Source organism: Pseudomonas benzenivorans (assembly GCF_024397895.1).
In the GTDB taxonomy this organism is placed as follows: domain Bacteria; phylum Pseudomonadota; class Gammaproteobacteria; order Pseudomonadales; family Pseudomonadaceae; genus Aquipseudomonas; species Aquipseudomonas benzenivorans_A.
The window spans coordinates 3,695,278-3,721,402 of sequence record NZ_CP073346.1 but is presented as its reverse complement, the minus strand read 5'-3'; the positions used below and the strand labels follow the sequence as shown (position 1 = coordinate 3,721,402).

Sequence of the window (26,125 nt, the reverse complement as noted above, 5' to 3'; positions counted from 1 at the left end):
GCGACCGGTCGTCTAGTCATTCGGCTGTAAAAAATTCAGGGCTGTATCAGGCGCTGCAAGCGCTGCAGGAAGTCGTCCAGGACGCGGGCATTGCTCGCCACCTTCAGGCGGGTCAGCGCCCCCTGCCAGGCACTGGCGATAAAGCTCGCCAGATTGCCGCAGTCCTCATCCGCGCGGAGCTCACCGAGCGCCTGGGCCTGCAGGAGGCAGCGCTGCAGGCTGTCCGCCGAGCGCTGCAGGATCGCGTCCACCTCGGCGCCGATGGCCGGCGACAGTTCGGCCATCTCGAAGCTCAGGCTGCCGATGAAACAGTGGTGCTCGGGGCGTTCCTGACGGGCGAAGTGCTCCACCAATTCCTGGTAGTAGCCGAGAATCCGCGCCCGCGGGCTCAGCGCGGCATTGCCCAGCGCCTGCTCATAGCGCTGCAGGCGCGGCTCGTAGAGCTGCCGCAGGGCCTGCAGGGCGAAATCTTCCTTGCTGGAGAAGTAGTGGTAGAAGGAGCCCTTGGGCACCCCGGCGGCCTGGACGATTTCCTGCACGCCGGCGCCGTGATAGCCACGACGGGTCATCACCTCGGCACCTTTGGCGAGAATCAGGTCACGCTTGTCGAGTCGTACACGGCTGTTCATGGCCGCGAGGATATGACCGGTCGTCTCGCCGGCCCAGCACTATTGATAACGGTGATTGGCCACGAGAAGCCGCGGCACGACAGCGGGCAATCGTGTACCGAGCGCGGGCGTGAATATCGGAGAAGAAACGACGGCCGTCGGCGCTGCGACAAGCGCCAGGACGAACGGATCGCGAGGCGTGCCCGACTCGGACTGCCGGGGACGGCAGTCCGAGTCGGAAGCGCGCCTCAACCCAGGGCGTTTTCGATGGCCTGGATCAGCGCCGGATCATCCGGAGCGGTGCGCGGGGAGAAGCGCGCCAGCACCCGGCCATCGGGGCCGACCAGGAACTTCTCGAAGTTCCAGGTGATGTCGCCCGGGAACTCGGCGCCCTCGCCCACCAGCAGGCGATACAGCGGATGACGCTCGGGGCCGTTGACCTCCAGCTTGCTGCCCAGGGGGAAGCTCACCCCGTAGTTCAGGCTGCAAAACTCGCGGATGGCCGCCTCATCGTCCGGCTCCTGTCCGGCAAACTGGTTGCACGGCAAACCCAGCACGCTGAAGCCGCGGTCCCGGTACTGCTGGTGGAGCTTCTCCAAGCCGGCGTACTGGGGCGTCAGGCCACACTTGGAGGCGACGTTGACCACCAACACCACCTGCCCCTTCAAAGGCGCCAATGGCAGCTCCTCACCATCGAGCGCGCGCAGATTGATGTCGTGAAAGGCACTCATGACTGACTCCTTGAAACTGCAGAAGATAGGGTACCAGGGACAGAAAAGGCGCCGTTAACGGGCGCCTTTTCGTTTATCTCAGCGTAGCAGTCGCTGACGCGGTTGAACCAACCATAAGTCGTATTTCAACGCCAGCATGCCTGCCGTGAATCAGTGCTGGTGACCACCTTCGCCGTGAATGTGGCCGTGAGCCAGCTCTTCTTCACTGGCGTCACGCACGTTGACCACCTTGACTTGGAAGTTCAGGCGCTGGCCGGCCAGCGGGTGGTTGCCGTCGACGATCACGTCGTCGCCGTCCAGCTCGCGGATGGTGACGATCTGCATGCTGCCGTCCGGACCGGAGGCGTGGAACTGCATGCCGACTTCCAGCTCGTCGACGCCTTCGAACATCGAACGATTGAGGGTGGCGACCAGCTCGGCGCTGTATTCGCCGTAGGCATCCACTGGCTCGACGGCCACGGACAGCTCGTCACCGGCTTGCTTGCCCAGCAGGGCTCGCTCCAGGCCGCCGATGATGTTGCCGGCGCCATGGAGGTAAACCAGCGGCGCGCCGCCAGCGGAACTATCGATCACCTCACCGGCATCGTTGGTCAGGGTATAGTCGATGGAGACGGCCTTGTTGGCGGCGATCAGCATGGGGCGAGACCTTTTGCTTAAGAAGAATGAACGCGTAAGTTTAACCAAGGGAACGCGCGAAAGCGACCCGAGCGCAGACGGACGGCCGATGGGCGGCCCCGTGCGCCTGCTGGATTTGCGCCAGGACGAGGACGGCCACTGGGTCGCCGTGCTCTCCTGTGGCCACACCCAGCACCTGCGCCACCAGCCGCCCTGGCAGAACCGCCCCTGGGTCCTCGACCCCGTGCGCCGCGAGGCCCAGCGGGGCCAGCCCTTCGCCTGCGGCTGGTGCCAGCACGCCGACGGGGCAGTCGAGGACGAAGCACCAGCCGGCAGCTAGCGGCCCCGAGAATCCCTGCCTGGCGCGCTCCAGCCAGGCAGCCCCACGATCAACAGCGACGCCCCAAGCAGCGGGACGTCCTTATTTCAGGAAGTTTCATGCACACCTTCTTCATCGCACCGACCGGGTTCGGCGTCGGCCTCACTTCCGTCAGTCTCGGCCTGGTCGGCGCCCTGCAGCGCGCCGGCCTGCGGGTCGGCTTCTTCAAGCCGATCGCCCAGCCGCATCCGGGCGACACCGGGCCGGAACTCTCCAGTGAACTGATCGCCCGCACCCATGGCCTGCACTCGCCCGCCCCGCTGACGCTCGGCCGGGTGGAGCAGATGCTCGGCGACGGGCAGCTGGACGAGCTGCTGGAGGACATCGTCAGTCGCTATCAACAGGCCGCGCAGGACAAGGATGTGGTGATAGTCGAGGGCATGGTGCCGACCCGCCACGCCAGCTACGCGGCGCGGGTCAACTTCCACCTGGCCAAGAGCCTGGACGCCGACGTGATCCTGATCTCGGCGCCGGAGCAGGAAAGCCTCGGCGAGCTGTGCGACCGGGTAGGCATTCAGGCCCAGCAGTTCGGCGGTCCGAAAGACCCCAAGGTACTCGGGGTGATCCTCAACAAGGTACGCAGCGAAGACGGCGTCGCGGCCTATGCCCGGCGCGTGAAGGGCGGCTCGGCGCTGTTTCGGGGCGAGGACTTCCGCCTGCTCGGCTGCATTCCCTGGGAGGAGGAGCTGAACGCCCCGCGTACCCGCGACATCGCCGACCTGCTCGGCGCCCGCGTGCTCAATGCCGGCGACTACGACCAGCGCCGGGTGCTGAAGATAGTGCTCTGCGCCCGCGCCGTGGCCAACACCGTGCAGCTGCTCAAACCCGGCACCCTGGTGGTCACCCCGGGCGACCGCGACGACATCATCCTCGCCGCCAGCCTGGCGGCGATGAACGGCGTGCCACTGGCCGGACTGCTGCTGTGCAGCGACTTCAGCCCCGACCCGCGCATCATGGAACTGTGTCGCGGGGCCCTGCTCAGTGGCCTGCCGGTGCTGACGGTGGGCACCGGCTCCTACGACACCGCAACCGACCTCAATCGGCTGAACAAGGAGATCCCCCTGGACGACCGGGACCGCGCGGAACGGGTCGCCGAGTTCATCGCCAGCCAAGTCGACCACGACTGGCTGCGCGTGCGCTGCGGCAGCCCGCGCGAACGCCACCTGTCGCCGGCGGCGTTCCGCTACCAGCTGGTGCAGCGGGCCCAGGCGGCAGACCGACGCATCGTTCTGCCAGAGGGCAACGAGCCACGCACCATCCAGGCCGCCGCCATCTGCCAGGCCCGCGGCATCGCCCGCTGCGTGTTGCTGGCCAAGCCCGAGGAGGTCCAGGCCGTGGCCCAGGCCCAGGGCATCGAGCTACCGCCCGGGCTGGAGATCCTCGACCCGGACCTGATCCGCGCACGCTACGTCGCGCCCATGGTCGAACTGCGCCAGAGCAAGGGACTCAACGCCCCCATGGCCGCCGCCCAGCTGGAAGACAACGTGGTACTCGGCACCATGATGCTGGCCCTGGACGAGGCCGACGGACTGGTTTCCGGGGCCGTCCACACCACCGCCAACACCATTCGCCCGGCCTTGCAGCTGATCAAGACCGCGCCGGGCTACAGCCTGGTGTCCTCGGTGTACTTCATGCTCCTGCCGGAGCAGGTGGTGGTGTTCGGTGATTGCGCGGTCAACTCGGACCCCAGCGCCGCGCAGTTGGCGGAGATCGCCCTGCAGAGCGCCGACTCGGCCAGGGCCCTGGGCATCAGCCCACGGGTGGCCATGCTGAGCGACTCGGACAGCGCCGCCGAACTCGACAAGGTGCGCGAGGCGACCCGCCTGGCGCGCCTCGACCGACCCGATCTGACCCTTGAGGGCCCCCTGCCGTGCGACCCCGCCCTCATCGTCGGCGGCTCTCGCCGCGCGGGGCAGGACAGTGCGGCAGCCAGCCGCGCCACGGTCTTCGTCTTCCCCGACCTGAACAGCGGCAACAGCACCTACAAGGCGCTGCAGGGCAGCGCCGACTGCCTCAGCGTCGGGCCGATGCTGCAAGGCCTGCGCAAACCGGTGAACGACCTGGCGCGGGGCGCCCTGGTCGATGACATCGTCTACACCATCGCCCTGACCGCGACCCAGGCGGCCAGCGTGCCGCAACATTCGGAGTGAATGGCAGAAACAGCGGTAAAAGGTGGCGATCTGTGCTGAACGCCAGCCTATGGCGGGCTTGCAGTTCGAACCGCAACGGTTAACCTGTGCGCCGACCGACCCGCGGTAGACCAGCCCGGGCTTTCATCGACCCGGGGCCTTCGCCCCTCTGGCGGAGGCATAGGCCCCATGCTGCACGTTCTGCCCGCTCCCCTTCGTGGCCTGATCGGCGCCAGCCTGCTGGCGCTCAACACCCTGTTCTGGTGCTGGCCACTGTTCACCGTGACCCTGCTGAAGATCTGTCTGCCGTTCGCCGCCGCGCAACGCCTGTGCAACGCCCTGATGAACTTCATCCACGAGGCCTGGATCAGCTGCAACAAGGCCTGGATGAACCTGGTCTGCCGGACCCGCTGGCAGGTCGAAGGACTGCAGGGCCTGGATTATCAGCGCTCCTACCTGGTCACCAGCAATCACCAGAGCTGGGTCGACATCCTGGTGCTGCAATACCTGCTCAATCGGCGCATCCGCCCGCTGAAGTTCTTTCTCAAACAGGAGCTGATCTGGGTGCCGGTGATCGGCCTGTGCTGGTGGGCCTTGGGTTTCCCGTTCATGAAACGCTACTCCAAGGCCTACCTGGCCAAGCACCCGGAAAAGCGCGGCAAGGACCTGCAGACCACCCGGCGCACCTGCGCCAAGTTTCGCGGCCATCCCACGGCCATCTTCAACTTCCTCGAAGGCACCCGCTTCACCCCGCGCAAGCACGCGGATCAGGCCTCGCCCTTCCAGTACCTGCTCAAACCCAAGGCCGGCGGCATCGCCTTCGTGCTGGACGCCATGGGCGAGCAGCTGGACGCCATCGTCAACGTCACCATCCATTACCCCCAGGGCAACCCGGGCTTCTGGGCGCTGCTCAGCGGCGAAGTGCAGGAAGTGGTGGTGAGCTTCCGCCAGCTGCCGATCGACGGCGCCTTCATCGGCAACAACTACGATCAGGATGACGGCTACCGCCTGGCATTCCAGCAATGGGTCAATCAGTTGTGGCAAGCCAAGGACGCCGAGCTGGCCGAGCTGCACCGTCGCCACCCCGCCCGGCGTCCCTAGGCCTTGGGTGGGACGTGCAGCGGCAGCGCCTCCCAGTCCAGCTGCGCCGGAAATAGCCCGGCGTCCGCCGCCGACAGCCCCGGCGCGACCAGAAAGCCCTGCATGATCGGGCAGCGGTGCTCGATCAGCCAGTCGCGCTGGGCCTGGGTTTCCACCCCTTCGGCGATTACCTCGAGGCCCAGATTGCGCCCCAGGTCGATGATGGTGCTGACCACCGCCGCATCACGGGGTGAGTCGAGCATATTGGCGATGAACAGGCGGTCGATCTTCAGGGTATCCAGCTCGAAGTGCCGCAGATAGGCGAGCGACGAGTAGCCGGTGCCGAAATCGTCGATGGCGATCTTCACGCCCAGCAGACGCAGCTGGCGCAATTGTTCCTGGGTGTTCCCCAGGTTCTGCATCAGCGCGCTCTCGGTGACCTCGACCTCCAGCTGCGCAGGGTCCAACTGGTATTCGTCCAGCACCCGGCCCAGGTCCTCGACCAGCTGCGGCATGCCGAACTGCACCGGGCTGACATTCAGGCTGAGCACCAGGTCATCGCTGAAGCGCCGGCTCAGCTCGCCGTACTGGCGCACCCCCTGGTGGAAGATCCAGTCACCCAGGCGGTTGATCAGGCGGGTTTCCTCGAGCAGGGGAATGAACACACTGGGCGCCACGGTCCCGGCGACCCGGTGCTGCCAGCGCAGCAGCGCCTCGAAGCCGCGCAGCTTGCCGCTTTCCAGGTGGATCTGCGGCTGGTAGACCAGAATGAAGTCGTTGTGCTCGATGGCCGTGCGCAGACTCTCCTCGAGCATCAGCCGCGAGCGTGCGCGACCGTTCATTTCCGGCAGGAAGAAGCGGTACTGTTGGCGCCCGGCGCGCTTGGCCTCGTACATCGCCATATCCGCCGCGCGTAGCAGGCTATCGACGGTCTGCCCACACTCGGGGAAGCAGGCGATGCCGACGCTGGCACCGATGGTGAAGTCGACACCGTTGAGGCTGTGGCGCACCGACACCTGCTCGATCAGCTTTTCCGCCACCCGCGCCGCATCTTCCGAATGACCCAGGCTGTCGAGCACGGCGGTGAATTCGTCGCCACCGACCCGCGCCAGGGTGTCGTAGGGACGCAGGCTGGCCTTGAGCTGCTCGCCGACGCGCTTTAGCAACTGGTCGCCGACACCGTGCCCCAGCGAGTCGTTGATACGCTTGAAGCCATCCAGGTCGAGATAGAGCAAGGCCAGGCGTTGGCCGCTGCGGCCGGTGCGCGAGAGCGCCGACTCCAGGGCCTGATGGAAGCCGCGCCGGTTGAGCAGCCCGGTCAGCGGGTCGGTCACCGCCTGGGACTCCAGCTGCGAGTGCAGGCTGCGCACTACCGACATGTCCAGGGCCAGCACCACCATGGCCCGCTGCAGCTTGGGCAACGGCGAGCAGGACAGCGCCACCGGTACGCTGCCGCCGTCGCGGGTGCGCAGACTGGCCTCATGCACACGGTAGGTCTTGTTCTGTCGCCAGTGCTGGTAGAACGCCGACTGCGGCCACTCACAGTCGACCGCCGGCGTGCGCAAATGCGACAGCAGCGCGCTGCCCTGCAGTTCGTTCACCGAGCAGCCGAGCATCTGCGCCATGGCCGGGTTGGCGAAGCGGATCAGGCCGTCCTCGCCCACCACCATGATGCCCTCGGCGGCGTTATCCAGCACCGAGGCGTTGAAGGCCCGTGCGCTGTCCAGCTGCTGGGTCAGCTGCATCAGCTCGCTGCGATTGCGCTCGTGCTCGAGCAGCGAGTGGATCTTGTGGCGCAGCACCTTGGGGTCGAAGGGCTTGAGCATGAAGTCCACGGCACCGGTGGCGTAGCCCTGGAGCACGGCGTTGGCGGTCTGCGCGATGGCCGAGACGAAGATGATGGGTATATAGCGGGTGCGCGGGTTGCCGCGCATCAGCCGCGCCACCTCGAAGCCGCCCATGTGTGGCATCTGCACATCCAGCAGCACCAGCCCGACCTCTTCGTCCAGCAGACACTGCAGCGCCGCCTCGCCGGAACTGACGCAGCGCAATTGCCAGTCGCCGTCGCCCAGCAGGGCCTGCATGGCTTCGAGATTCTCCGGCCGATCATCCACCACCAGCAGCGTCTGCGTCCTGGCTGTTGCGCCCTTGGCCTGCAGCTGTGCCATAGCTACCTCCTGTGTTCTCAAAAGGGTGATGACTAGCGGACGCCAGCGCCCCAGGGTTGATCGGCGGCCGTTGCCGGCGAACCCGCCGCCACCTGGGCCGGCTGGTTCAACCAGCGGTCCAGCATGGTCAACAGCTCATCGCGGCTGACCGGTTTGGCCAGGTAGTCGTCGGCCCCGGCCGCCAGGCATTTTTCCCGGTCACCCTTCATGGCGTGGGCGGTCAGGGCAATGATCGGCACCGTGCAGCCATGCGCCTGCTTGAGCTCCCGGGTCGCGCTGTAGCCGTCCATGTGGGGCATGGCCATGTCCATCAGGATCAGCTCGGTGCCTTCCTGTCGGTAGTTCGCGATCGCCTCCAGACCATTCTTGGCCGCCCTGACCTCGATCCCCGCGGCGTCCAGCAGCGCGGTGAGCGCATAAACATTGCGCACGTCATCGTCCACCAGCAGCACACGGCGCCCGGCCAGGGAGCCGGTAACGGGTGCGCAGGCGCTGGCCAGCTCCTGGTTGGCCGCGCGCACCTCGCCGAGAAAGCCCTGCACGGCCAGGCTCAGCGCCTGCAGATCCTCCCCCTGCTTGCGCACCACCACCGCGCAATAGCGCCGCAACCGCTGCAGGCTCAGCAGGGTGATATCCACGCCGGTGTTGATCACTACCCGCGTGCCCTTCAAGGGCGTACGCCGGTCGAGGGTTTCGAGCAGGTCGAAGCCGTCCATATCCGGCAGATCGAGGTCGATCACCAGCGCCGCGAACTGACGCTCGGCATAAGCCTCGAGCGCCTCGCCGGCGCTGGCGCAGCTGACCACCACGAAACCCAGCTGCTGCAAATGTTCGCTGTAGCGCTCACGCTCCACTGCGACATCCTCGACCAGCAGCAACGCCGGGACTTCCGTCCGGTCGCCACCCTGAAGCTCGGCGAAGACCCGCTCGAGGTCCTCGCGGTTGATCGGCTTGACCAGGTAGCGGGTGCCGTCGTCATTCCAGTCGGCCGGTTGCGGCGCACTGGAGATGATGTGCACCGGCGTGTCACGGTGCTCGGCCTGGCCGCGCAGCTGGCGATACAGCTGCCAGCCACTGATGTCCGGCAGCAGGATGTCCAGAATCACCGCGCGGAAGCGTTCGTGGCGCAACAGCTCGAGCGCCTGCAGGCCGGTGCCGCAGCACAGGCTGGAAAAACCATGGGCGTGGGCCGCCTCGGCCAGCACCGAGGCAAAGCTGGCATTGTCCTCGACGATCAGCACCGCGGGCCCCACGCCCTGACGCTGCGGCTGCGCCTCGGCCACATCACCGGCCGCGGCTCCCGGCGACTGCAGCGGCAGGCTCACGGTAAAGCACGCGCCCCGCCCCGGCTCACTCTGCACGGCCACCTCGCCGCCCAAGGCCAGCACCAACTGGCGGGTGATCGCCAGGCCCAGGCCGGTGCCGCCGAAACGCCGACTGACCGAACCGTCGACCTGCTGAAACGCCTGAAAGATCTGTGCCTGCTGCTCCGCAGCGATGCCGATGCCGGTGTCGCGCACGCTGAAGCTCAGACGCTGCGGCTGGTCGTCAGCGGCGGCGGGCTGCAAGGCCACCGTCAGGCGCACCTCGCCGTGCTCGGTGAATTTCACCGCGTTGGACAGCAAGTTGCGCAGTATCTGCTGCAGGCGCGCCCGGTCGCTGTGAATCAGCCGCGGCACCCCGGGTTCCACCAGTGCGCGCAACGACAGGCCCTTGAGTTCGGCCATCGGTCGCATGCTGGCGTCCAGCTCCTCCAGCATCTCGTGCAGGTCCAGCGACTCCAGTTTTAGCTGCAAGCGACCGGACTCGACCTTGGCCAGATCCAGCACGCTGTTGATCAGCTGCAGCAGGTCGCTGCCGGCCCGGTGGATGATGTCGGCGTGCTGGGTCTGCTTCTGCGTGAGGTTGCCGACACCGTTCTGCCGCAGTTGGTCGCTGAGGATCAGGATGCTGTTGAGCGGCGTGCGCAGCTCGTGGGACATGTTGGCGAGGAACTCGGATTTGTAGCGGTTGGCCAGTACCAGCTGCTCCGCCTGGTCGCGCAGCCGTTGCTCGGCTTCCTTGCGCTCGCTGATGTCGATGATCACCGCCTGCACCAGGCTATCGGCGCCGCTGCGCAACGGCGACAGGCCGACCTCCAGGGGAATCAGCCGACCGTCGCGGTGCTGGCCGAACAGCTCGCGGTTGCTGCCCATGCGCCGCGGCTCGGGCCGGTCCAGGTAGCCGCGGCGAGAAGGCAGGTGGGCGCTGCGCTGGTGCTCGGGCAGAAGCAGCTCCACCGGCTGGCCGAGCAGCTCGGCGCGCAAATAGCCGAACAGCTGCTCGGCCTGCTGGTTGGCCATGGCGATCTGGCCCTGGCTGTCGACCAGGACAATGGCATTGGGCGAGGCCTCGACCACCAGGCGAAATCGCTCCTCGCGCTCGCGCAACTGCTCGGTCGTCCGCTCACTGACGAACAACTGGCTCTCGCGCAGGTAAAGGTAGCCGCCGACCAACGCGGCCAGCAGGCCCGCCGCGGCCAGGGCGGTCCACAGGCTGAAGCTCATGTTGCGCCGCGCCAGGGAGGCTTCGTACTGCGGCGTACTGCTGACCTCCAGGCCCCAGATGCGGCCGTACAACGGCAGTTCGATGGCGTGCCTGAACTGCGGCTGCGCACCGGCCAGCACCGATTGCGCGTCCAGCAGCGGCCGACCGGCTTGTCGATCGCTGAGTGCGATCTCGAACAGGCGGCTCTGCGGGCCGAGGATGCCATCCATCAGATCCAGGCTGCGAAAGGCACCGTAGACGAAACCGAGCAGCGCCTCGCGTCGTTCGGCCATGGTGGTCCGCGGCAGACCGTGGCGAAACACCGGGAGATAGAGCAGCATGCCGGCCTGCACGTCGGCGCGGGTTTCCTGCACCAGGATGACCGGCGCGGTAAGGGCCGCATCACCGCTGCCCAGGGCCGCCTCGATCGCTTCCCGGCGCAAGGGTTCGCTGAACATGTCGTAACCCTGGGCGCGCCGGTTGCGCCAGTCCAGCGGGCTGATGTAGTCGATCAGCACGTACTCCTCGCGGGGCCCGAGCGGAAAGATCTGGTAGTTCTCGCGACCGCTGGCCTTGACGCCGGCGAGGAAGTCATCGAGCTGGCCGTCGCGCACGTAGCGCCCCCAACCCAGCCCCTGAATGCCCGGATAGCGATCTTGCAGCTGCAGCTGAGCAACGGCTCGCTGCCACTCGCCCTGGGAAACGTGCTGGCTGCCGATCATCAGCCCGGAAATGCCGCGCAGCACCGTTTCGTAAGCAGCCATGCGATGGAGAATGCGCTCGCCGATGTCCTGCGCTTCGAGCTGGAAGCGCTGTCGGGCCTCCTGCTGGCTGCTCGCCTCGAGGACCTGCCACTGCCAGACGATCAGCCCGCCCAAACCCAGCAACAGGGCCAGGGTGACCCATAGCGCCAGCCAGGGTTTGGGGGGAATGGAACGCGTCACGCCATCCATGACCTCTCCTGAGTCCTTTCCTGCCCACCAAGCTCGCACCCAGAAAGGTGTGAGCACGTTGCAACGTTCAAGGAGGCAGTCTAGTCAGGAATCCGGCGCCGGGTCCCGTGGCGACAAATCGACAGCACAAAAAAGCCCCGCACGGGCGGGGCTTTCCGGTTTGCGCTCGCTTACAGCGGACGCAGGTTGATCTCGACGCGGCGATTTTGCGCCCGGCCGGCCTCATTGGCATTGCTGGCGATCGGCTGGTTCGGTCCGGCGCCGTAGGCAGAAATCCTGGCCGGCGTCACCCCGTTGGCCGAAAGGTAGGAGGCGACGCTCTGCGCGCGGCGATTGGACAGGTTCTGGTTCAACTCCATCGAACCGGTGCTGTCGGTGTGACCGACGATGTCGACGCCATTCTTGTCGAACTCCTTGAATACCGTCACCAGGGAGTTGAGCGTCGGGTAGAAGCCGCTGGAGATATCCGCCGAATTGCTGGCGAAGGTGATGTTGCCCGGCATAATCAGCTTCAGGTCGTCGCCATTGCGCTGGACCTGCACGCCGGTGCCCTGCAGGGTCTGGCGCAGCTTGGCTTCCTGGGTATCGACGTAGTAACCGTAGCCGCCACCGGCCGCGCCGCCGACGGCCGCGCCGATCAGCGCACCCTTGGCGCGGTCCTTCTTGCTCGAAGTCGCCGCGCCGATCACCGCTCCGGTGACCGCGCCGACGCCGCCGTAGATCCCCGCCTTGCCGGCCTCGCGCTCGCCGGTATAGGGATTGGTGGTGCAGCCAGCCAACAGGGTCAGGCCGACTGTCAGAGCGGTCAGGTTACGCCAGTTCTTCATGGATACGTCCTTATTCAATAGTTCTGCACGTCTTGAGCGCGCGCAGAGGTGTTCGAGGCGCCAGGCGCCTCGAAGTTCCGTGCCAGCTTAGCAGCCGTGGTCAATGCGTGATGAGAGATACCGCAAGCCAGGGCGGGTCGAAACAAGAGTCATTGCGCGCCGGGCAGCGGACGCAGGTTCACCTCGACCCGGCGATTCTGCGCCCGTCCCTCGGCCGTGGCATTGCTCGCCAGCGGCTGATCGGGGCCCGCACCGCGCGTGCTCAGGCGTGTCTGGTCGACGCCCTGGGCGATCAGGTAGTTGGCCACGCTCTGCGCGCGACGCTGCGACAGGCTCATGTTGTGAGATTGGGAGCCGGTGCTGTCGGTATGGCCGACGATTTCGATGCTGTTTTGCGGGTACTGGCGGAAGGAGTTGGCCAGGTTGTTCAGCGGCGCGTGGAAGCTGCCGGCAATCTCCGCCGAATCGGTGGCGAAGGTGATGTTCCCGGGCATGACCAGCTGGATCACGTCGCCCTGCCGCGCCACCTGCACCCCGGTGCCCGCCATGCTGCGGCGCAGCTCCTCCTCCTGCTTGTCGGCGTAGTAGCCATAGCCGGCCCCTGCCGCCCCGCCCACGGCGGCACCGATCAACGCGCCCTTGCCGCGGTTGTCATGGCTGATCGCCGCCCCGGCCACCGCCCCGGCCAGCGCGCCGAGGCCTCCATAGGTCGCCGTCTTGTTGCTGCTGGGTTGGCCGTCGTAGGGATTCTGGGAGGCGCAGCCCAGCAGCAGGCCGGCGCAGCAACAGGTGAGTATCAGACGCGAACTGGGCATGACGATCCCTCCTGGGAATGGCTCAACCTTCAGTCTAGCCAGCGACCCGTCAGCCGCCCTCAGGCGCGGACAAACGGATTCTCGCGCATCTCATCGCCCAAACGGGTATCGGCGCCATGTCCGGTGACCACGGTGGCATCCTCGTCGAGCCGGTACAGGCGCTGCTTGATCGAGCGCTCGATGGTCGAGTAATCGCCCCCCCACAGATCGGTGCGGCCGATGCCGCGCTTGAACAGGGTGTCGCCGGCGATCAGCAGCTTGTCCTGGGGAAACCAGAAACTCATCGACCCCGGCGTATGCCCCGGCGTGTGCAGCGCCACGCCGCAACCGCAGGCCAGAGCCTCGTCGTCGGCCAACCACTGATCCGGCGCCGGCACCGGGGTATAGGGCACGCCGAACATGCGGCACTGCATCTCCAGGTTGTCCCAGAGGAACTGATCCTCCTTGTGCAGGTGCAGGGTGGCCCCGGTCTTTTCCTTCATCTGCCCGGAGGCGAGGAAATGATCGAGGTGGGCATGGGTGTGGATGATGCTGACCACCTTGAGGCCGTGGGCCTCCAGGCGCGCCATGATCAGCTCGGGGTCGCCGCCCGGATCGACCACGATCGCCTTCTTGGTCAGCGGATCGCCGATGATCGTGCAGTTGCACTGCAGCGGGCCGACAGGAAAGGTCTCGCGAATCAGGGCGGGGGAAGCGGCAGCACTCATCGGTTACTCCTCAATGCGGTAATCGCTGGGTAGCTTACCCGTCCATTTCTTGAATGCACGGCGAAAGTTGGAGGGGTCGCTGAATCCCAGCAACTCGGCGATCTCGTACAGGGGCAGACGCGTGCCGCTGAGATACTGCTGCGCCAGCTCCTTGCGCACCTCGTTCAGCAGCTGCTGGTAGCTGACGCCCATCCCGGCGAGATGCCGACGCAGGCTACGGCCGCTGATGTGCAGGGCCAGCGCGGCACCGTCCAGGTCCGGAAAGTTGCCGGGGCGGGCCAGCAGCAGGCGCCGCACCCGGGTCAGCAGGGGATCCTCCACGTCCAGTCCGGCCAGCAGCGCCTCGCACTGCCGCTCGCACATCTGCACCGTAGCCGGGTTGGCCAGGGCCATGGGCCGCGCCAGATAGGCCGCGGGCATGCTCAGGCGCAGGTAGGGTTGCTGGAACGCCACCGGCCCGCCGAAAAGCTCGACGTAACGCGCGACATAAGGGGGCGCGGCATGGACGAAGCCGACCTCGACCTCGCCCAAGGGCTTGCCGAGCAGAAAGCACGCGATGCCGTGCAGGCTGGCCAACAAGGCCTCGCCGGCGAAACGACTGAGCGGGCCGAGCGGCAGGGACTCCCTGGCCCGCAGTTCGATGCGCTCGCCCTGCTCGACCAACTCCAGTTCGTAGGTCAGCCCCAGTACCCGGTAGTACTTGAGCACGAACTCGATGGCCTTGCCCAGGTTGGCGCTGGCCAGTACGGCGTAGCCGAGAATGCCGTGGCTCGAGACATTCAGGCGCTGGCCCAGCAGCAGCCCCAGGGCGGGCTCATTGCAGCGCCTTAGCGCGCAGCTGGCCAACTGGTTGAATTCGAGAATGGACAGCCGGCCCCGGGGGCTCTCCAGCACACCAGGCCTCACCCGCGCCTCGGCGAACAGCTCGCGACGCGTCGCACCGAACGCCTCGGCCAGCTCGAGCAAAGCCGCCGCATAGGCTACGGGTACCAGTTCGCTCGTGAAGTTGAGCGGAGTTGTCATGGTCAGTTATCCGCCGCTGGCCACATCGGACCTGATTCGCGATGGCCAGAAGATACCCCTGCGATCCAGTGCCCAGCAATCGAATAGATTGACACCCGCTTAGCCGGGGCAACGCGCATCACGCCGTGCTGCCAGCGCGCCCCGAGGGACCTGGCACAAGGGGAAGCACCAGGGTGGCCGGATATGACCGGAACATTGGCAGCAGTGAACCTGTGCCCCGTCAACCAATGCTCCGATAGTGAAAGCACGAGCAGCCCGTCAGCTGAGGGAGCCAGCATGGCCAGCACCACTCCGGAAGGTTTGCGCATCCACCCACGGCAACCGGACTTCAACCTGCCCGACCCACTGCCTCGCCACTGGCATGGCGGCGACGCGTTCAGGAGTCACCTGTTCGACGCCATGTCGCTGCTGTTCCCCGATGGCGAGCGGTTCTTCATCGAATCGGTGCGCCATTTTCGCGAGCAGATCGGTGATCCGCTGCTGCTCGAGCAGATCCGTGGTTTCATCGGCCAGGAGGGTCATCACAGCCGCGAGCACCAGGTCTACAGCGAGCGCCTGCGCGGCCTCGGTTACGACATCAGCCACCTGGAACGCTCCGCCCAGGCGAGGATCCGCTATGTCCGGAAGCGCTTTTCGCCGCAGCGACAGCTGGCCGCCACCGCAGCGCTGGAACATATCACCGCGATCATGGCCGCTGGCCTGCTGAGCAATCCCCGACACCTGGAGGGTGCGCACCCGGGCATGGTGCGCCTGTGGCGCTGGCATGCGCTGGAGGAGACCGAACACAAGGCCGTGGCCTTCGATGTCTACAGCCAGGTCTGCGGCAGCCGCAAGCTGTTGCGCCGCGCCATGTTGCTGAGCACCTTTTTCTTTGTCCTCGACACCAGCCGCGGCTTGATCCATATGCTCAAGCGCGATGGCCTGCTGTGGAACTGGCGGGTCTGGCGCGACGGCCTGTGCTGGATGTGGGGCCGGCAGGGCGTGTTCCGGCCCCTGCTCGGTCCGTACCGGGATTTCTTCCGCCGAGATTTCCACCCCTGGCAGCACGATAGCCGCGAGTTGCTCCAGCGCACACGAACTGAATTCGACAGCCAGCAGAGGACTGCCGCCGTCCCGGCTCAGCTGTCCGACAGACCGCCTAGTGAAGCAAGCATTTTGGACCTGACCTAGCCGGCGCCACGGGCATCAGGCCAGCAGGCCGAGGCTCTTGGCCCGCGCCACCGCCTGGGTCCGCCGCTCGACTCCCAGCTTGCTGTTGATATGCCGGGCATGGGTTTTCACCGTATGCAGGGAAATGAACAGGCTGTCGCTGATCTGCTGGTTCGAGCAGCCCTGGGCGATCAGCTGCAGCACTGCCAGCTCGCGGGCGCTCAGGTTTTCCACCACGACAGCCTGCTCGGGACTGGCCGCGGGTATTTGCGCCGTCGGCAGCAAGGCCAGCAACGCCTCGTGCTGCGGGCTTGCCGGCTGCGTCAGCAATTGCTCGCGCAACCAGTCCGGATGCTTGGTCAATAGCTCATTAAACGGTGAAAGCACCCCGCCCGAAGCCATCTGCAGGGCAGTCATCAACTGCTGCTGGGCCTCGCGCGCCTGACCACTCGACAAGAGCAGCGCGGCCAGCTGCGCCTGGGCGTTCAGACCCAGCAACTGGCCACCCATGACTTGCGCCCGCTGGCTGAGGGCTCGCAGGCGTCGCTCGGCCGCGACCAAATCCCCCTGACTACGCTCAAGCGCTGCTTGCTGCAGCTCGATATACAGCGCCAACTGCGGATTGAACTCCGGCGCTGCGGCCGGCTGCTCACCGCTGTATGCCTCGGCCAGGCGCACCAGCCAGGCCTCCGCCACTTCGCTCTGGCCTTGGCGCAGCCACAGCTCGCACTTGGTCAGGGTGATCATCGCCAGGTAGTAGATCGGCGGTACGTCCCAGATATGCATGAGCCGCTCCGCCTCGGCGAGTCGCGCGAAGGCCTCGGCCAGCGCGCCGTCGCGCCCCTCCAGGCTGGCCAGCACGCAGTGGCCGATCAACAGACTGACGTCGCGGCAGGCCCGCGCCTCGGCAATTCCTGCCGCAAGACGCTGGCGCGCCAGCTGCGGCTGCAAGCGCAGGTTCAGCAGATACCCCTCGTACAAGGTCAGGCGTGCGCGCACGGCGTACCGACGCTGCGGCGGCAGCCCGCGCAGGCGCTCCAGCCCTTGGCGCACCTCATCGAGGGCACGCAGCACCTCGCCACGGGCCTGCAACACCCGGGCACGGTCATAGTGAGCCAGCGCCTCGAACAGCGGATTCCCCACCCGTTGCGCCAGCTCCAGGGCCTCGCGATTGAGGCCGCGAGCGCGCCACAGATCACCGTGAACGACAGCCAGGTTGGCCAGGGTCGACAAGCACATGAGGCGCTGGCCGTAGCGCTCCGCCGGCAGCCCGGTCAGCGCCTCGGCACAGTGGCGCTGGGCGTTAAGGCTTTCGCCACGACCGCGAGCGATCATCCCATGCAGAGCCTGACCTTGCGCCAACAGGTTCTGCTGCTCGGCCGCCGAGGGTGCGGGCAGGAAGCGACTCAGGTGGCCGACCAGCTCCTCTGCCGCATCCAGCTGACAGGCCATGGCCAGCGCCCAGCTATACAGGACGATCAATCGGGGCGTGCTGGCCAGCAGGCTGTCGGGCAGGTCCATCTTCCAGCGCAGCAAGGTGACCACGTTCTGCTCGGCCAGCAACTGTTCCTCGGACAGGCTCTGCACCAGATTGGCGGCGACATCCGGTTGGCCGGCGCGCAGCGCCTGCTCGATCGCCTCGTCGAGCATGCCCTGGGCGCTGAACCAGCGGCAGGCGCGCAGGTGAGCGCTGGCCGGCCCCGCGGTCTGGCCGCCTTCGGGGCGGGCGCGCAGCAGATCGGAGAACAGATGATGGTAACGAAACCAGCGGCCCTGCTCGTCGAGGGGCACAAGGAACACCTGGTGAGCCTGCAGGTGAGCAAGCACGGCGGCACTGTCGTGGGCCTCGCGAATGGCGTCGCACAGCTCTGCGCAGAAGCGCTCCTGGCACGCGGTTTCATATAGAAAAGCCCGCACCTCGACCGGCTGTCGCTCGATCACCTCCTCCAGCAGGTAGTCGCGGATCAACCCTTCGGCGCCGTGGGGCCGAGCCACGCCGCCGTCGGCAGCAGCCGTCTCGCCCGCCGCGATCAGCCAGAGGCGCAGCCCCGCCACCCAGCCCTCGCTGCGCTGAAGCAGGTCGTCGCGCTCGTCCTGGGCCATGCGCACGCCCTGGCTGGACAACAACTCGCCGGCTTCCTCGGGGGTCAGGCGCAGATCCTGCTCCTGCAATTCCAGCAGCTGCCGTGACAAGCGCAGGCGCGCCAGGTGCCAGTCCGGACGCAAGCGACTGGTCACCAGCAACAACAGGCCCGCCGGTAGATGATTGAGGAAGAACTGCAGACAGCGGTCCAGCACCGCGCCCTGGGCCAGGTGATAGTCATCCAGCACCAGCAGCACCGGACTGCCGGGGTCGAGCCTCAGCGCCAGCTCGTCGAGCAGGCCATCCAGCCATTCTTCGTAGGCGAACGGCTGGTGCCGTTGGCGCAACCGGAGCAGCCCCAGGGCATCGCGCCCCAACCCTGGAAACAGCTGCTGCAAGCCGCTGAGCACGCGCTCGAGAAAGCGTCCCGGTTCGCTGTCGCGGCGACTCAGGCCAAGCCAGAGGCTCTGCCATTGCTCCGGCAGTCGTTCGCAGAACTCGATGGCCAGCGAACTCTTGCCGAAGCCGGCCGGGGCGCTGACCAATATCAGGCGTCCGGACAAGCCGTCGGCCAGGCGCTCGCACAGGCGTGGGCGCAGGACATGGCCGGTCGGCAGCGGCGGACGGTAGAAGTGACCGTCAGCCGCGGGCGTCGTCGGACTCGCGAAACTATGAGAACTGGACAGATCAGTCATTACCCGGTTTCTAGGAAGAGTGGGGTCTATAGGCACGCTTGCTCAGCAGCCTAGTCCCTTGCTCTCCCCATTTGAAGCCCGCTCCGCGCTTCTTAACAATTCTTTGCAATCGCTGCGCACCGACTCACGCTACGGTGACAACAATCGTGTGCCGTATAGAAGCGGAAAAGCCCTCCGCGCCGTAGCCCAAAAAATAAAAATGCCCGTATCTCGCGATACGGGCATTTTCTGTTTTCACGACGCGAACGGTTTGGCTAACTCGCCAGCGGTTCGGGCCGCCACCGGCTTGCGCTCGTGATTAACGAACGCCAGCCTGACGCAGGGCCGCCGGGGTGTAGTCGCTTTCCTTGGCCGGGTAGTCGAACTCATAAGAAGTCTTCTCTTCGTTCTTCATACCCAGGGCCAGGTAACGGCCGGACAGCAGGTCATACAGGGACTCCAGGGTGTACCACGGCACTTTCTTGTCGTAGTAGTACTGGGCATGGGCTTCGGCTACGCGCCACAGGGTGCCACGACCGTCGTAGTGATCGATGGCTGCGGCCTGCCAGGTGTCCTCGTCGATGAAGAAGTCACGCTTGGCGTAGATGTGACGCTCGCCCGACTTCAGGGTCGCGGTCACGTGCCATACACGGTGCAGCTCGTAACGGGTCAGGTCCTGGTTGATATGGCCAGCCTTGATGATCTGGTCATACTTCAGCTTCGGCGAGTCCAACTCGTAGGTGTTGTAAGGAATGTAGATTTCCTTCTTACCGTTGAGCTTCCACTCGTAACGATCCGGCGCACCGTTGTACAGGTCGAAGTTGTCCGAGGTACGCAGACCGTCGGCGGCGGTACCCGGACCGTCGTACGACACCTGCGGGGCGCGGCGCACACGACGCTGACCGGCGTTGTACAGCCATGCCAGGCGCGGCTCCTTGACCTGGTTCAGGGTCTCGTGCACCAGCAGCACGTTACCGGCCAGACGCGACGGCGCGGTTACGCGCTGCTTGAAGTAGAACAGCACGTTGCTCGGCTTGCTGCTGTCGGCATCCTTCAGGGCACTGCGGAAGGTGAACTCATCCTGGAAGTACACCAGGCTGTAGGAGCCGTTCGACTGCGGAGTCGCCTGGGTCACCAGGCGCTTGACGCTGCCTCCGCGGTAGCGGGTGATGTGGTTCCAGATCACTTCCAGACCATTGTTCGGGATCGGGAAGGGGTTGGCCTGGTCGAAGTTTTCCAGGCCGTTGCCGCCCTCCACCAGTTTGGTGTTGACCGCGTTACGCTTGGCTGCCTCCAGAACATTGTCCGGCACCGTGGCCGAACGATGAGTGGTGTACACCGGCATCTTGTAGCTTTCCGGGTAGCGCTTGAACATGGCCTGCTGACCCGGGGTCAGCTTGTCCTTGTACTGCTCCATGTTCTGCGCAGTGATGGTGAACAGCGGCTGCTCGTTGGCGAACGGGTTCGACAGGAACCCGGCGCCATCGACGGTGCCTGCATTGGTCGGCAGGCCGCCGGTCCAGGCAGGAATGGAGCCATCGGCATTGCCGGCCATCTCGGCACCAAGCGGAGTCAGGGTGGTGCCCAGCTTGGCCGCTTCCTCAGGGGATACGGCCGCCATCACGCTGCAGGCCATAAGCGACAGAGTCAGGGCGCCGGTTTGCAACAGACCTTTTGTTGTTTTCATGGACATAGTCTTCCTCAAATTTCCTGACCGCTTAGAAGTTCATACCGAAGCTGAGCGCAACGAAGTCACGGTCGATCGACGTGTTGTACTTGCCGCCGAAGAAGTCGGTGTAAGCCAGGCCAGCGGTGTAGGTGTTCTGGTATTCGGCATCCAGGCCCAGGCTGATGGCCTTGTTGCCTTCGCCGAACAGGCCGTTCGGGCCGTAGCCGTCGACGTCATGGGACCAGGACACGCTCGGGCGCAGGTTTACGCCGGCGAAGAAGTCCGGGTAATCCCAGATGGCGCGAGCGCGGTAGCCCCACGAGGTGCTGGTGACGAAGCCATCATCTTCACAGTACTTGGTTTGGTTCTCGCGGCTGGCGGTGCCCAGGGTGCTGCCGTTGAGCGCGCTGCAAGTATTGATAAAGGTGCCAGGGCCAACCTGAGTAGCCGGCAGCGGGCCTGGGCCGAAGACCGGATCGCGACCGTAACGCAGATCGCTGGAGTCCTCCAGACCACCTACGTGCACCACGCCAATTTCGCCGACCAGGGTCAGACGGCTGGCGCCCATGACCTGATCGAAGAAGTGGGTGAAGGTGGTCTGGAACTGGGTGATTTCCTTGCGGCGGTAACCGTTCACTTCCTGCCCAGGCTGACCATCGATCAGAGAAGCATTACCGAACAGGCCACCAAGCGGGTTTACACCAGCGAAAAGGATATCGGTGGTATTCAGCAGCACCGGCGCGTTGGGCCGGTAGCTGACCTCACCGCTCCAGGCGGTGCCGGTGGGCAGGGTGGTGGAGAAGCTCAGGCCGTAGAGCTGAATATCCTCAGGATACTCGAGGAAATAACTCGAGTTGCCTGCTACCAACAATGGTCTTAGCTGAGCCAAAGCTGGGCTCGTGGTGAACGGGGCTGAATTGGCAATCGTATAAACAGCCTGGCTGGCGCCTGTGGCACTGAACGCGGGCGTTCGGCTGTGGTAATTCATGAAGTAGGCGCCGAACTCGGTGTCCAATTGCTCCGAGAAATAGCGGAAGGCCGTCCCGAACTGGCCACTGTCGCGAGCATCACGATCGCCTCTGCGCGGGATAACAACGCCTTCACTGGACTGCTGGATAGCAAATTGAGACTGCCCCAAGAGCCCCAAAGTGCCGTTGATGCCAGCTCCCGCCGCGGGATTGTTACTAAGCACCGCCAAGTTGTTGTCACAACCATCGGCGATGATGTCCGGCTGGGCGAAGAAGGTGCCGCAGTTGTCTACAACGGTCTGGTCCCACTCCAGCTGGTAGAAGGCCTCCATCGACAGGTTGTCGGTCAGGCTCTGGGACACGTAGAACATGTTGACCGGAATCAGGCCTTCCTTGATCTCCGCGCCGGGACGGCGGAAAGCGGAGGCGTCGACCGGGTTGATCGAGTTGATGCTGTTCTGGATAAAGGTGCTTTCACCCCAGCTCACCACCTGCTTGCCCAGGCGCACGCTGCCCGGCTGATCGGCGAGGTCGTAGTTGTGGTAAACGAAGGCATCGAGCAGCTGGGCACCGGATGCCTGGGCGCCTTCCTTGCGGTTGCTGTCGCTGATGTCCTTGAACAGGCGGCTCTCGTCTTTCAGCTCGAAGTCGTACCAGTACTTGCCGCGCACGAATACGCCGGTATCGCCGTACTTCAGCTCGAGGTCGTGGATGCCCTTGAAGATCTTCGAGAAGGTCTCGCCGCGCTTGAAGTTCTGGCGCGAATCGTCGGTGGTCTGGGAGAGACCGTCGCCGCCGTTGTTGGAACCGATCAGATCCGGGTCCGCGCTGCGCACCGACCAGCTGGCACCGACCGACAGCGAGGAGTCGAATTGCCCTTCGATCTCGCCGATGTTGAAGGTAACGCCGAATGCCGGTGCGGCGAGGGTAGATGCGAGGCTGACGGCCAGCGGCAGTTTTGCCAGGCGCCAGAACGGTTGTGTCTTTGTCATCGACGCTACTCCATGTGTTTTTTGTTATGGATGGTGCGGACTATATCCAGCGGGATGCGCTGCTTGATCCCTCGAAAGTGTGATTTGCAGCCCCCAGGCACTCTGGCTCGCCGCTTGTGACCGTTCGGTCCGCCTTGCGAAAAACCAAGAATGCACTGGAGAGAGCAATTAACAAGCCAAACGCTTGTTTGACTGATGAGTCACTTCGCTAAGGTCGATTGGCCGGGACCTAGAGGGTGGAGAGAAACTCGCTTCCGGCCGCCTGCCACTGGGCGATGTCCACGCGAATGCGTTTCTTATCCAGCTTGCCCACGCTGGTTTTGGGAATTTCGGTAACAATGGCGATCTGGGTGGGTATCGCCCACTTGTTGATGTGCCCCTGCTCGACGAACGGCTTGAGGTGCGCCTTGAGGCCCTTGGCGTCCAGTTCCTGCCCCTCGGCCAGCACCAGCAAGGCGAACGGACGCTCACCCCACTGCGGGTCGGGCACCCCCACCACCGCCACCTCGCGAATCGCCGGATGACGACTGATCATGTCCTCAAGCTCCAGCGAGGAAATCCATTCGCCGCCGGTCTTGATCACATCCTTGATACGGTCGCGGATGTCGATGAAGCCCATGTCGTCGAGGGTGGCGACGTCGCCGGTGTGCAGCCAGCCGTGCTCCCACAGCTCCTCGCCTTTCTGCTCCTCGCGGAAATAACTCTGGGTCAGCCAGGGCGCGCGCAGCACCAGCTCGCCCTGGGCCTCGCCATCGGCCGGCAGCAGCTTGCCGTCGGCGGTCATGATCGCGGCCTCGACCAGCGGCACCGGCACACCGGCCTTGATCCGGTAGATGGTGCGCTCATCCTCGCTGCCGGCCAGCAGCTCCTCGCTGAGATAGGCGCAGGAAATCAGCGGACAGGTCTCGGACATGCCATAGGCGGCCGTGAGCTGGATACCGCGGGCCTTGGCGGCATCGTAGAGGGCGCGATTGAGCGCGCTGCCACCAATGATCATCTTCAGGCCGCCGAAATCGTGGCCCTGGGCGCCCGGCGCGTTGAGCACCATCTGCAGGATGGTCGGCACGCAGTGGGAGAAGCTGACCTTCTCCTCCTTGATCAGGCGACAGAGCATCTCCGGCTCGTAGCGCCCCGGGTACACCTGCTTGATGCCGAGCATCGTCGCCACGTAGGGGATGCCCCAGGCGTGCACGTGGAACATCGGGGTGATGGGCATGTAGACGTCGTCGGTGCCCAGCAGGCGGATGCTGTCCAGGCTGCCGACGGTGGTGGCCATCGACAGGGTGTGCAGCACCAGCTGGCGGTGGGTGAAGTAGACGCCCTTGGGGTTGCCGGTGGTGCCGGTAGTGTAGAAGGTGGTGGCCACCGAATCCTCGTCGAAATCGGCAAACTCATAGCTGCTGCCGGCGGCCGCCAGCAGTTGCTCGTACTCGCCGACCAGGCCCGGCAAGTCGGCGGTTTTCTCTTCGCCATCGGTCAGCAGCAAAGTCTTCTCGACCGTGGTCAGCTGGCTGGCAATGCCGTTGTAGAGGGGCACGAACTCACTGTTGACCAGCACGAAGCGGTCTTCGGCGTGGTTCATGGTGTAGAGGATCTGTTCGGGGGACAGGCGGATATTGATGGTGTGCAGCACCGCCCCGAGCATGGGGATGGCGAACATGCACTCGAGGTAGCGGTGGCTGTCCCAGTCCATGACCGCCACGGTGTCCCCCGCCTTGACGCCGGCCTCGCTCAGTACGTTGGCCAGGCGCGCGACGCGCTCGTTGAAGGTCGCGTAGCTGTAGCGAAGGCTATCGCGATACACGATTTCCCGGGTCTTCTCGTAGCGTACGCCGGAAAGCAGCAGGCGCTTGATCAGCAGGGGATATTGATAGGCGTTGGTGGCGGGCGGAAGGATGCGGGTTTGCAACATGGGAAGGCACCTTGTCTGCAGTCGTATCGGATTCGGATGACAGTGACTCTAGGACGCCAGCCTGACGCACAAATCAGTCAAAAGGATGAATCTTCACATGACCACAATTATGCAAATAGTCATATTAGGCATCCAGGCAGAAGATATCTCGCCGAACAAAACCCGAATCACCAACAGCACTGCAAAAGGTAACGAACATGACAGATATCGTAGTCGTCAGCGGCGCACGCACGCCCATGGGCGGTTTCCAGGGTAGCTTGTCCGGCGTGTCCGCCGTCGAGCTCGGCGCCGTCGCCATTCGCGAAGCGGTCAGCCGGGCCGGCATCCAACCGCAGGACGTGCAGGAGGTGCAGATGGGCTGCGTGTTGCCGGCCGGCCTCAAGCAGGGTCCGGCCCGCCAGGCGGCGCTGAATGCCGGGCTGCCCGCCAGCGCTGGCTGCACCACGATCAACAAGCTCTGTGGCTCGGGGATGAAGGCGGTGATGCTGGCCTTCGACGCGCTCAAGGCCGGCAGCAATTCGGTGATGGTGGCCGGCGGCATGGAAAGCATGTCCAACGCCCCCTACGTGCTCGAGAAAGCGAGAACCGGGCTGCGCATGGGCCATGGCGAGATCAAGGACCACATGTTCCTCGACGGCCTGGAAGACGCCCGCAGCGGTCGCCTGATGGGCGCCTTTGCCCAGGACACCGCCGACCAGTACGGCATCACCCGCGAGGCGATGGACGCCTACGCCATCGAGTCGCTCAAGCGCGCCCAGGCGGCGATCGCGGCCGGTTCGCTGACGGCCGAGATCGTCCCGGTCAGCGTCAGCACGCGCAAGGGCGAAGTGCTGGTGAAGGACGACGAGCAGCCGCTGAGCGCCAACCTGGAGAAGATTCCCGGCCTCAAGCCGGCCTTCCGCAAGGACGGCACCATCACCGCCGCCAATGCCAGCTCGATCTCCGACGGCGCCTCGGCGCTGGTGCTGATGACCGCCGAAGAAGCCGCCAAACGCGGCCTCAAGCCGTTGGCCCGAATCGTCGGCCACGCGACCCAGAGCCAGGACCCCAGCGAGTTCACCCTGGCGCCGATCGGTGCCATGCGCAACCTGTTCAACAAGACCGGCTGGAGCAAGGACGAGGTCGATCTGTTCGAGATCAACGAGGCCTTCGCCATGGTCACCATGCTGGCCATGCGCGAACACGGTCTGGATCACGCCAGGGTCAACATCTACGGCGGCGCCTGCGCCCAGGGCCACCCGGTCGGCTCCACCGGCTCGCGGATCATCCTGACCCTGATCAACGCGCTGAACAACACCGGCGGCAAGCGCGGCGTGGCCTCGCTGTGCATCGGCGGCGGCGAAGCCACGGCCGTGGCGGTCGAGCTGCTGTAAGGCGCGACCGAGCGCCCACAAAAAAGCCCCGCCGAGAGCGGGGCTTTTCGTCGGCGCAGAACCAGCCGTCAGTGCAGTTCGCTCAGCGCCAGCTTGGCGCCCAAGCCCACCAGCACGGCGCCCATCAGCCGGTCGAACCAGTGACCGAGGCGGGCGAAACCGGCGCGCACGCGCTGCTGACTGAACAGCATGGCCACCAGGCAGAACCACAGCGCCGTCGCCAGCGCCAGGTAGACGCCATAGCCGGCCTGCACGCTCAGCGGCGTGTGGGGATTGATCACCACGGTGAACAGGGAGAGGAAGAACAGCGTGGCCTTGGGGTTCAGGCCGTTGGTGACGAACCCGGTGACAAAGGCCGCACGCGGTGCCCGTGCGCCAGCCGCCAGTTGCAGCTCGGCGCTGGCCGGGTCGGCCGGCCTGGCCCGCAGCGCGCGGATGCCGATATACAGCAGGTAGGCCGCCGCCAGCCACTTCAACGCATTGAACAGCACGATCGACTGCGACACGATCAGCCCGATGCCGAGCAACGAATAGGCCACGTGAACGAAGATGCCGCAGCCCACCCCCAGGGCGGTGAAAATGCCGGCACGGCGTCCATAGGCCACGCTTTCGCGCACCACGATGGCGAAATCCGGGCCGGGGCTGGCCACCGCAAGCAGGTGGATCAGCGCCACGGTCAAAAATTCAGTCCAATACATGGGGCCTCCGCGACGTCCGTTGTGTCTGTTAGGCTCGCCACATTAC

The 26,125-nt window shown here is 65.3% G+C and carries 19 protein-coding genes; 5 read left to right on the top strand and 14 right to left on the bottom strand.

The annotated features are described in order from the left end of the window. Positions 1 to 35: 35 nt before the first annotated feature. The 3 genes from KDW96_RS17445 to KDW96_RS17435 form a co-directional block, all read right to left on the bottom strand. On the bottom strand, positions 36 to 629 hold the full coding sequence (locus KDW96_RS17445) for a TetR/AcrR family transcriptional regulator (RefSeq protein WP_255837486.1): 594 nt from the start codon (positions 627 to 629) through the stop codon (positions 36 to 38). Between the two features lie 227 nt (positions 630 to 856). Next, positions 857 to 1,339: a glutathione peroxidase gene (locus KDW96_RS17440; protein ID WP_255837485.1), complete on the bottom strand. Its 483-nt coding sequence runs from the start codon at positions 1,337 to 1,339 to the stop codon at positions 857 to 859. 150 nt (positions 1,340 to 1,489) lie between these two features. Then, positions 1,490 to 1,975 carry an FKBP-type peptidyl-prolyl cis-trans isomerase gene (locus KDW96_RS17435; protein ID WP_255837484.1) on the bottom strand — a complete coding sequence of 162 codons (486 nt, stop codon included), beginning with the start codon at positions 1,973 to 1,975 and terminating at the stop codon, positions 1,490 to 1,492. Here KDW96_RS17435 and KDW96_RS17430 point away from each other — a divergent pair. From KDW96_RS17430 to yihG, 3 genes are all read left to right on the top strand, one after another. Further along, complete coding sequence (locus KDW96_RS17430; protein ID WP_255837483.1) at positions 1,944 to 2,294, top strand: DUF3565 domain-containing protein; 351 nt, start codon at positions 1,944 to 1,946, stop codon at positions 2,292 to 2,294. The genes KDW96_RS17435 and KDW96_RS17430 overlap by 32 nt on opposite strands. 98 nt (positions 2,295 to 2,392) lie before the next feature. Continuing rightward, complete coding sequence (pta, locus tag KDW96_RS17425; RefSeq protein ID WP_255837482.1) at positions 2,393 to 4,483, top strand: phosphate acetyltransferase; 2,091 nt, start codon at positions 2,393 to 2,395, stop codon at positions 4,481 to 4,483. A 168-nt stretch (positions 4,484 to 4,651) separates the two neighbouring features. Further along, on the top strand, positions 4,652 to 5,563 hold the full coding sequence (gene yihG / locus KDW96_RS17420; protein WP_255837481.1) for a 1-acylglycerol-3-phosphate O-acyltransferase, YihG family: 912 nt from the start codon (positions 4,652 to 4,654) through the stop codon (positions 5,561 to 5,563). Here the strand turns inward: yihG and KDW96_RS17415 are convergent. The 6 genes from KDW96_RS17415 to KDW96_RS17390 all read right to left on the bottom strand — a co-directional run bounded on the left by KDW96_RS17415 (position 5,560) and on the right by KDW96_RS17390 (position 14,561). After that, positions 5,560 to 7,710 carry an EAL domain-containing response regulator gene (locus KDW96_RS17415; RefSeq protein ID WP_255837480.1) on the bottom strand — a complete coding sequence of 717 codons (2,151 nt, stop codon included), beginning with the start codon at positions 7,708 to 7,710 and terminating at the stop codon, positions 5,560 to 5,562. The two genes, yihG and KDW96_RS17415, sit on opposite strands and share 4 nt — an antisense overlap. Positions 7,711 to 7,742: 32 nt before the next feature. After that, positions 7,743 to 11,189: a CHASE domain-containing hybrid sensor histidine kinase/response regulator family protein gene (locus KDW96_RS17410; protein ID WP_255837479.1), complete on the bottom strand. Its 3,447-nt coding sequence runs from the start codon at positions 11,187 to 11,189 to the stop codon at positions 7,743 to 7,745. A gap of 170 nt (positions 11,190 to 11,359) precedes the next feature. Beyond that, positions 11,360 to 12,016: a YiaD family glycine zipper/OmpA-like lipoprotein gene (locus KDW96_RS17405; protein ID WP_255837478.1), complete on the bottom strand. Its 657-nt coding sequence runs from the start codon at positions 12,014 to 12,016 to the stop codon at positions 11,360 to 11,362. A gap of 149 nt (positions 12,017 to 12,165) precedes the next feature. Continuing rightward, positions 12,166 to 12,831 (bottom strand): YiaD family glycine zipper/OmpA-like lipoprotein, encoded by a 666-nt coding sequence (locus KDW96_RS17400; protein WP_255837477.1) that lies wholly within the window; start codon positions 12,829 to 12,831, stop codon positions 12,166 to 12,168. A gap of 59 nt (positions 12,832 to 12,890) precedes the next feature. After that, entirely contained in the window at positions 12,891 to 13,538 is a 648-nt protein-coding gene (locus KDW96_RS17395; RefSeq protein ID WP_255837476.1) for an MBL fold metallo-hydrolase, read from the bottom strand. Positions 13,539 to 13,541: 3 nt separating this feature from the next. Beyond that, positions 13,542 to 14,561 carry an AraC family transcriptional regulator gene (locus KDW96_RS17390; RefSeq protein ID WP_255837474.1) on the bottom strand — a complete coding sequence of 340 codons (1,020 nt, stop codon included), beginning with the start codon at positions 14,559 to 14,561 and terminating at the stop codon, positions 13,542 to 13,544. A 276-nt stretch (positions 14,562 to 14,837) separates the two neighbouring features. Between KDW96_RS17390 and KDW96_RS17385 the strand changes: the two genes are divergently transcribed. Continuing rightward, on the top strand, positions 14,838 to 15,731 hold the full coding sequence (locus tag KDW96_RS17385; RefSeq protein ID WP_255837473.1) for a metal-dependent hydrolase: 894 nt from the start codon (positions 14,838 to 14,840) through the stop codon (positions 15,729 to 15,731). Positions 15,732 to 15,746: 15 nt separating this feature from the next. Here the strand turns inward: KDW96_RS17385 and KDW96_RS17380 are convergent, their stop codons facing one another. The 4 genes from KDW96_RS17380 to KDW96_RS17365 all read right to left on the bottom strand — a co-directional run bounded on the left by KDW96_RS17380 (position 15,747) and on the right by KDW96_RS17365 (position 24,008). Then, the gene (locus tag KDW96_RS17380) at positions 15,747 to 18,488 is read right to left on the bottom strand and encodes a winged helix-turn-helix domain-containing protein (RefSeq protein WP_255837472.1); all 2,742 of its coding nucleotides are present in this window, start codon (positions 18,486 to 18,488) and stop codon (positions 15,747 to 15,749) included. A gap of 298 nt (positions 18,489 to 18,786) precedes the next feature. Beyond that, positions 18,787 to 20,154 (bottom strand): DUF1329 domain-containing protein, encoded by a 1,368-nt coding sequence (locus tag KDW96_RS17375; protein WP_255837471.1) that lies wholly within the window; start codon positions 20,152 to 20,154, stop codon positions 18,787 to 18,789. 31 nt (positions 20,155 to 20,185) lie between these two features. Next, on the bottom strand, positions 20,186 to 22,096 hold the full coding sequence (locus tag KDW96_RS17370) for a DUF1302 domain-containing protein (RefSeq protein ID WP_255837470.1): 1,911 nt from the start codon (positions 22,094 to 22,096) through the stop codon (positions 20,186 to 20,188). 229 nt (positions 22,097 to 22,325) lie between these two features. Continuing rightward, on the bottom strand, positions 22,326 to 24,008 hold the full coding sequence (locus KDW96_RS17365) for a fatty acid--CoA ligase (RefSeq protein WP_255837469.1): 1,683 nt from the start codon (positions 24,006 to 24,008) through the stop codon (positions 22,326 to 22,328). Between the two features lie 197 nt (positions 24,009 to 24,205). On the opposite strand from KDW96_RS17365, the gene KDW96_RS17360 reads away from it, so the two are divergent. Next, a complete protein-coding gene (locus KDW96_RS17360) occupies positions 24,206 to 25,381 on the top strand; it encodes an acetyl-CoA C-acyltransferase (RefSeq protein WP_255837468.1) in 1,176 nt (391 codons plus the stop codon). A gap of 68 nt (positions 25,382 to 25,449) precedes the next feature. On the opposite strand, the gene KDW96_RS17355 is transcribed toward KDW96_RS17360, so the two are convergent. Then, entirely contained in the window at positions 25,450 to 26,079 is a 630-nt protein-coding gene (locus tag KDW96_RS17355; RefSeq protein ID WP_255837466.1) for a LysE family transporter, read from the bottom strand. Positions 26,080 to 26,125: the final 46 nt, after the last annotated feature.